The sequence below is a fragment of the Actinosynnema sp. NPDC059797 genome, assembly GCF_042732085.1.
Lineage (GTDB): Bacteria > Actinomycetota > Actinomycetes > Mycobacteriales > Pseudonocardiaceae > Actinosynnema.
The window spans coordinates 1-6,200 of the sequence record NZ_JBHWIE010000393.1; the positions used below are offsets into that span (position 1 = coordinate 1).

Here is a 6,200-nt window from a genome sequence, read left to right on the forward strand (position 1 = left end):
CCAGCACGGGGTGCTGCTGCACGACGCACATCCGCCGCGTCCAGGAGTCGCGGTCCTCGTCCAGCTCGGCGGCCACCTCGGCCAGCAGCGCCTCGCGCACCGCCTCGGCGGCGGACAGCCCGGCGGGCTGGGCGAGCACGCCCGCCCGCAACCGCGGTCCCGCCTCGGGATCGGGCGCGAGGACGGCTTCTTCCTTGCCGGCGAAGTAGTTGAAGAACGTGCGCGGCGAGACGTCCGCCGCCGCGCTGATGTCCTCCACCGTGACGCCGTCGAGCCCGCGTTCGGCGACGAGGGCGACGGCCGCGCGGCTGAGCGCCTCACGGGTCTGCCGCTTCTTGCGGTCGCGGAGCCCCTCGCCCGCCGCCTTGCTCACTCGATCAGAGTAGGGAAAAAGATGCACTCACTGCAACTTTGCAGAAACTGCAACTTCTGTGATCCACCTCTCCCCCACTGCGTGAGCTGCACGATCACACGGCGGGCAGGCTGCGGGCGAGGGGTTTTCCGCCGCAGCCGCCCATCGAGCCGAGCACCGCCGGAGCCTCCTCGGCGCTCACCTCGTCGAGCACGACCGGCAACCCGGTCGCGTTGGATCAGCGGCACCTCGGCATGGGCGCAGGGCACGCGGATGGGGCGTCGCCGCGCGATCCGGCTGCGCCAACTCCCCCTGCCCGGGAGTACGCCCCGGACGGGCGAGGTCGAGCCCGTCAGGCGCGGCGCTCCAGCATCACCGTGTCGCGCCACGTGCCGTGGTGCGCGGCGATGCGCTCGCGGATGCCCACGGTGCGGAAGCCGGCCGAGCGGTGCAGCGCGATGCTGGCCCGGTTCTCCGGGAACACCACCGCCTGGAGCGTCCACAGGCCCGCCTGGTCCGCCGCGGTGACCTGCTTGTGCAGCAACGCCTTGCCCACGCCGCGGCCGCGGTGCCGCGCGTCCACGTACAGCGAGGTCTCCGCGACGCCCGCGTAGCACTCGCGGGGCGACACCGGGGTGGCCGCGGCCCACCCGGCGACCTCCCCGTCCACCTCGGCCACCCACCGGTGGTCGGGCAGCCACTTCACCTCCAGCGCGCGGCGGCTCGGCGTGGCGGTCTCGAACGTCGCCTGGCGCGTCGCGATGCCCTCGCCGTAGATGCGCCGCACGTCGCCCCAGTCGGCGTCGGTCATCGCGCGCACGGCCACGTCCGCGGGCGGGTCGAGCGGGCGGGCGGCGACCGTGCCCAGGACCGCGTCCACGGCCTGCGGCAGCAGGGGGCGCCCGGAGGGGTCGATCGAGGCGAGCGTCGCGGTGCCGGCGCGGCGCAGCTGGACGAAGCCCGCGTCGGCGAGCCTGCGGAGGTGGTGCGAGCACGTGGGCTGGGTGACGCCGAGCAGGTCGGCCAGCGCGCCGACGGTCGTCTCGCCCGCGGCCACGGCGTGCAGCAGCCGCACGCGCGTGGCGTCGGCCAGGCAGGCGAACCGCTCGGCGCAGGCGGCGGCGTCCTCGACCGGGAGAGTGGTCATGGCGAGGATCCTTCGCCTCGTGGAGCGAGCCGGTCAATCGAATCCGGACGATGCAGTGAGGCTCACTCCATAGACACCCATCTATGGAGCACGGTCGAGGTGACACGGCTTCGACCAAGGCCGGCGGGCGCCTCGGCGGCGGACGGGGGGACGTCACAGCCGCACGAGGCCCCACTGCTGGTGGAAGCCGCCGTGGCGGTTCCGGGTGAGGAGCGGGGGAACCGCCCGGGTGGTCAGCTCCCCGGTGGCGGCGAGGCGGCGAGCACGGCGTCCACCCCGGGGTCCCCGGTCGGTCCGGTGTGCCCGGTCGGCGCGCCCGCCGCCACCAGCGCGGCCTCCGTCGCCGGGTAGTCCCCGTCGGCCGCGCGGTTGTTCCGCACGCCCCACAGGGCGCAGTCCAGCGGTGTCGGCCCCTCCTCGTCGAACGCCTTGTCCGCGAGGTCCGCGCCCCGCGCCACGAGCAGCCGGACCACGTCGGCGCGGCCGTTCATGGCCGCCTGGTCCAGCGGGGTGAACCCGCTCCAGCCCCTGGTGTCCACGGCCGCGCCCGCGTCGAGCAGGGCCCGCACCACGTCCACCCGCCCGAGGGCCGCGAACTGGCCGAGGCCCCAGCCGAAGTCGTCGCCGCCCGGTGTGCCGAGCACCGGCGCGGGCGAGCGCGGCAGGCTGGTGGACTCGCCGCGCGCCACCGCGAGCACGGCCTCGTCCACCGGGTCGAGCGACGCCTCGGCGCCGTGCTCCAGCAGCAGGTCGTAGGCGGCGAGGTGCCCGCACCGGGCGGCCAGCGCCAGCGGGCGGCGGCCGACGTCCCAGCGGTCCCACGGCAGGTTGACGTCCGCGCCCGCGTCGAGCAGCAGCCGGAGGATCCCGACGCCCCGGCCCCGGCCGATGGCGTGGTGCAGGCAGCGGTGGGCGTTGACGTCCACGCCCCGGTCGAGGAACCAGCGCAGGCCCGCCTCGTCCTCGAAGTCGAGCTTGTGGTTGACCATCCGCTCGAAGCCCGGCCGGTGCAGCGCGTCGAGCAGGGCGGTGTCCGACTGCTCGCACGCGTGGTAGAAGGCGTCCTCCTCGGACGCCGTGACGTGCGCGACGAGCTTGGGCCAGCTGGGGAAGCCGTAGGAGCGGGCCAGGTCGCGCTGTGCGGCGGCGAGCGGGATCGCGCGGTCGCGCCGGAGGGACTTGGCCTGCTTGCGCAGGTGCGCCAGGGACGGCCGAGGGGGGAGTGCGGGCACGGCGAACCTCTCCTGCTGCCCGTGTCCGCGTGGCGGGCGGAGGTCCGTCGGCTGACGTGCGGTGCGGGTGCCGGTGGGATGCTCCCTGCCCGCGGACCGGGCGCGCCCGGCGGCGCGCGTGTCGATCATAGCCGCCTCGAGCACAAATTTCACCCTATCGTGTGGGAGCCCCGGTACACCTCCTCTTTCAGGCAAAAGCGCTGGTACGGCCGCCGCCGACGGTCGTACCGCGCAATTCGCGGCGTGAGAGGATCGCCGTGATCACAGATATCTTCCCGAGAAAAGTACTAACTTCTCGGGAATCGAGCACCCTATGTCACGAGGACGGGGGACCCATGCCGAGAAAATCGCCCGGTCCGAAAGCGAAGGAGCTCGGCGCCGAGCTGCGCACCCTGCGCAAGAACTCCGCGATCACCCTGGAACAGGCCTCGGTGGCCATCGGGCTGTCCAAGCAGGTGCTGTCGCGCCTGGAGACGGGCAAGCGCAACATCGCACCGGAGGAGGTCGCCGGCCTGCTGGGCCTCTACGACGTCACCGGGCCGCGCCGCGAGCAGCTGCTCACCGCGGCGCGCACGCTCGACGACCCCGGCTGGTGGGAGCTGAACGCGCCGGGCCTGACGCCGGAGTCGGCGCTCCTGGCCGACTACGAGGACCGCGCCTCGCACATCACCGACTGGTCGCCGCTGCTGGTGCCCGGCCTGCTGCAGACCCCGGACTACGCCCGCGCGTTCATGCTCGACGACGGTGTCGCGCCGACCGAGGTCGAGGCCCGGCTGGCCGCGCGGCTGCGCCGCCAGGAGCGGTTGTGCCGGGACGACGTCCGGTACACGGCCCTGATCGGCGAACCGGCGCTGATCGGCAACGACGACGTCCACCACGACCAGTTGCAGTCCCTGGTCGCGGTGGCGGAGCGGCCCAACGTGACCATCCGGGTCGTGCCGGTCCGGTCGATGCCGCGGCTCGGGCGCGTGGAGGCGTTCATGATGCTCGACGTGCCGCCCGCGCTCGTCGTGCACGTGGAGATGGCCCGCTCCGGCGTGTTCCTGGAGGAGGAGTCGCTCACCACGCCCTACCTGCGGCGCGCGGGGCGGCTCGCCGAGGCGGCGTTGAGCGCCACGCTGTCGCTGCGGCGCATCATCGAACTGCGGGCCGAGATGGAGGTGTGACCGGTGGAGCCGTCCCCCCTGTCCTGGCGCAAGTCGCCCCGCTCGCAGACCCAGTCCAACTGCGTCGAGCTGGCCGCGCTGCCGGGCGGCGAACTGGCCGTGCGGGACAGCAAGCTCGGCGACGGCGGCCCGGTGCTGGTGTTCGGGCGCGGCGGGGTCGCCGCGTTCCTGCGCGGCGCCGGGCACGGGCGGTTCGACCGACCGGCCTGACCCCGGCTCACCCGGACGTGTGACCGTCCACTTGAAACACCAGCCCGACGCCGGGAAGCTGTCAGGCCTCCAGCAGGATCGACCCGCAGGGACCGCGATGCTCCGCAGCACCCGCCTGTTCGGCGGCAAGCGCCACGTGACCTTCTCGCTGCCGCTGGACGACCCGCACGGCCCGGTGAGCGTGGTCGGGTCGTTCAACGACTGGACGCCCGGCGTGCACGAACTCATCCCCCGCCGCGACGGCACGCGCACGGTGGCGGTCGTCCTGCCGCCGGGCACGCACCGCTTCCGCTACCTCGCCGCCGACGGCCACTGGTTCGACGACGACGACGTCCAGCGGGTCGACGGCGAGGGCGGCGTGATCACGATCGAGAGCTGAGGGCCGACCCCGGTCCACCGCGTGGCGGAGGGGGTGCCCCGGACGGGGTCAGTCCGCCAACCGCACCTCGTCGCCCCGCTCGTGCGCCCACCGGCCGAGCGCGTCGATCGGGTCGAGCAGGCTGCGGCCGAGGTCGGTCAGCGCGTACTCGACCCGGTCGCGGTGGACGTGCCGGTCCACCAGGCCGGCGGACCGGAGGCGGCGCAGCGCCTCGGTGAGCACCTTCGGCCGGATGCCGCCGATGGTGCGGCGCAGGTCGGCGGGGCGCCGGGGCCCGTGGCGCAGCGCGTGCAGCAGCACCGGGTGCCAGGTGTTGGCCAGCAGGTCGAACGCCAGCCGCGCGCGGCAGTCGGAGAGGAAGGTCATGATCCCCCGTTCGTGGGCACCGTTCGGTGCCTGCCCGGCTTTCTAACGTCGGTCCCAGCCAATCACAGGCCAATCAGGGCCGATCGCGGGAGGAAGCCGATGCGGATCGGGGTGCTGGGTTCGGGCGGTATGGCCGACGCGCTGGGCCGGCGGTGGGTCGCCGCCGGTCACGAGGTGCTGGTCGGCGGGCGGTCGCCGGAGCGGTCGCGCGCGGTGGCGGAGCGGATCGGCGGGCGCGCCGGGTCACCGGCCGAGGCGGTGGCGTTCGGGGACGCCGTGCTGGTCGCCGTGCCCGCCGGGGTGGCGGCCGAGGTGGTGGGCCGCGCGCCGGGCAGGGTGCTGGTCGACTGCACGAACTCGGTCGTGCCGGGGCGGTTCGTGCTCGACGAGCCGAGGGCCGCCGCCCGGCTGGCGGAGCGGACGGGCGCGCACGTGGTCAAGGCGTTCAACCACGTCCACCTGAGCGTGTGGCGGTTGCCGTCACCGGTGTTCGAGGGGAAGCCCCTCGGCGTGCCGCTGTGCGGCGACTCTCCGGAGGCGCTGGAGGTGGTGCGCGAACTGGTGCGGTCGATCGGCTGCGAGCCGGTGGACGGCGGGCCGCTGGAGCGGGCCGAGCTGCTGGAGGCGGCGACGGCGTTCGCCATCGGCCTGTGGCTCGGCGGCGCGGACGTGCGCGCGGTGTTCCCTCCCCTGCGGGAGGCGACCGGGCTAATGTAACAGCACTGTTGTATCTCTTCGAGGAGGTCTGACGTGCTGTACCCGGAGATCGAGCCCCACGACAGCGGCATGCTCGACGTGGGCGACGGGCACCGCGTGTACTGGGAGGTCAGCGGCAACCCGGGCGGCAAACCCGCCCTGGTGGTCCACGGCGGGCCCGGGTCCGGCTCGTGGCCGCGCGCCCGCCGCTACTTCGACCCGGAGGCCTACCGCATAGTCCAGTTCGACCAGCGCAACTGCGGGCGCAGCACGCCCCACGCGGGCAACCCCGTGGTGGACCTGTCGACGAACACCACGGACCACCTGCTCGCCGACATGGAGCGGCTGCGGGAACACCTCGGCATCGACCGCTGGTTGCTGTTCGCCGCGTCGTGGGGCTCGGTGCTCGCCCTGGTCTACGCCGTGCGGTACCCGCACCGGGTCACCGAGATGGTGCACGCGGGCGTGGCCCTCGGTCTGCGGGAGGAGACCGACCTGCTGACCAAGGGCCTCGCCCCGATGTTCCCGGAGGCGTGGGGGGGGGGGGGCGGCGCCCCCCCCGCGCGCCCCCGCGGCGCCCCGGGCCCCCCCCCCCCCCCCCCGCCCGGGCCCCCCCCGGCCCGCCGCCTGGGAGGCCGCGACCAGCTGGTAG

At 74.4% G+C, this 6,200-nt stretch carries 9 protein-coding genes; 5 read left to right on the forward strand and 4 right to left on the reverse strand.

Features of this window, described 5'->3' with window-relative positions; all coding sequences use genetic code 11:
- The 3 genes from ACFV4N_RS38020 to ACFV4N_RS38030 form a co-directional block, all read right to left on the reverse strand.
- A partial coding sequence (locus ACFV4N_RS38020; RefSeq protein WP_499677523.1) for a TetR/AcrR family transcriptional regulator occupies positions 1-373 on the reverse strand: 373 nt, incomplete at its 3' end.
- 331 nt (positions 374-704) lie between these two features.
- The gene (locus tag ACFV4N_RS38025) at positions 705-1,499 is read right to left on the reverse strand and encodes a helix-turn-helix domain-containing GNAT family N-acetyltransferase (protein WP_499677524.1); all 795 of its coding nucleotides are present in this window, start codon (positions 1,497-1,499) and stop codon (positions 705-707) included.
- 233 nt (positions 1,500-1,732) lie between these two features.
- Positions 1,733-2,731: an ankyrin repeat domain-containing protein gene (locus ACFV4N_RS38030; protein ID WP_499677525.1), complete on the reverse strand. Its 999-nt coding sequence runs from the start codon at positions 2,729-2,731 to the stop codon at positions 1,733-1,735.
- A gap of 335 nt (positions 2,732-3,066) precedes the next feature.
- Here ACFV4N_RS38030 and ACFV4N_RS38035 point away from each other — a divergent pair, with 335 nt between their 5' ends.
- The 3 genes from ACFV4N_RS38035 to ACFV4N_RS38045 all read left to right on the forward strand — a co-directional run bounded on the left by ACFV4N_RS38035 (position 3,067) and on the right by ACFV4N_RS38045 (position 4,486).
- A complete protein-coding gene (locus ACFV4N_RS38035; protein WP_499677526.1) occupies positions 3,067-3,897 on the forward strand; it encodes a helix-turn-helix domain-containing protein in 831 nt (276 codons plus the stop codon).
- Between the two features lie 3 nt (positions 3,898-3,900).
- Entirely contained in the window at positions 3,901-4,107 is a 207-nt protein-coding gene (locus ACFV4N_RS38040) for a DUF397 domain-containing protein (RefSeq protein ID WP_499677527.1), read from the forward strand.
- Positions 4,108-4,204: 97 nt separating this feature from the next.
- Positions 4,205-4,486, forward strand: coding sequence for an early set domain-containing protein (locus ACFV4N_RS38045; protein ID WP_499677528.1), 282 nt, complete (start codon positions 4,205-4,207; stop codon positions 4,484-4,486).
- A gap of 48 nt (positions 4,487-4,534) precedes the next feature.
- Here the strand turns inward: ACFV4N_RS38045 and ACFV4N_RS38050 are convergent, their stop codons facing one another.
- Positions 4,535-4,852 carry a winged helix-turn-helix transcriptional regulator gene (locus ACFV4N_RS38050; protein WP_499677529.1) on the reverse strand — a complete coding sequence of 106 codons (318 nt, stop codon included), beginning with the start codon at positions 4,850-4,852 and terminating at the stop codon, positions 4,535-4,537.
- A gap of 99 nt (positions 4,853-4,951) precedes the next feature.
- Between ACFV4N_RS38050 and ACFV4N_RS38055 the strand changes: the two genes are divergently transcribed.
- Positions 4,952-5,569, forward strand: coding sequence for an NADPH-dependent F420 reductase (locus tag ACFV4N_RS38055; protein ID WP_499677530.1), 618 nt, complete (start codon positions 4,952-4,954; stop codon positions 5,567-5,569).
- A gap of 69 nt (positions 5,570-5,638) precedes the next feature.
- Positions 5,639-6,200: alpha/beta fold hydrolase (locus ACFV4N_RS38060; protein ID WP_499677531.1), on the forward strand; the 562-nt coding region annotated here is incomplete at its 3' end.

Coding starts and splice junctions, on each gene's coding strand:
- ACFV4N_RS38050 (WP_499677529.1), bottom strand. CDS start 4,852: ATGACCTTCCTCTCCGACTGCCGCGCGCGGCTGGCGTTCGACCTGCTG.
- ACFV4N_RS38035 (WP_499677526.1), top strand. CDS start 3,067: ATGCCGAGAAAATCGCCCGGTCCGAAAGCGAAGGAGCTCGGCGCCGAG.
- ACFV4N_RS38045 (WP_499677528.1), top strand. CDS start 4,205: ATGCTCCGCAGCACCCGCCTGTTCGGCGGCAAGCGCCACGTGACCTTC.
- ACFV4N_RS38025 (WP_499677524.1), bottom strand. CDS start 1,499: ATGACCACTCTCCCGGTCGAGGACGCCGCCGCCTGCGCCGAGCGGTTC.
- ACFV4N_RS38055 (WP_499677530.1), top strand. CDS start 4,952: ATGCGGATCGGGGTGCTGGGTTCGGGCGGTATGGCCGACGCGCTGGGC.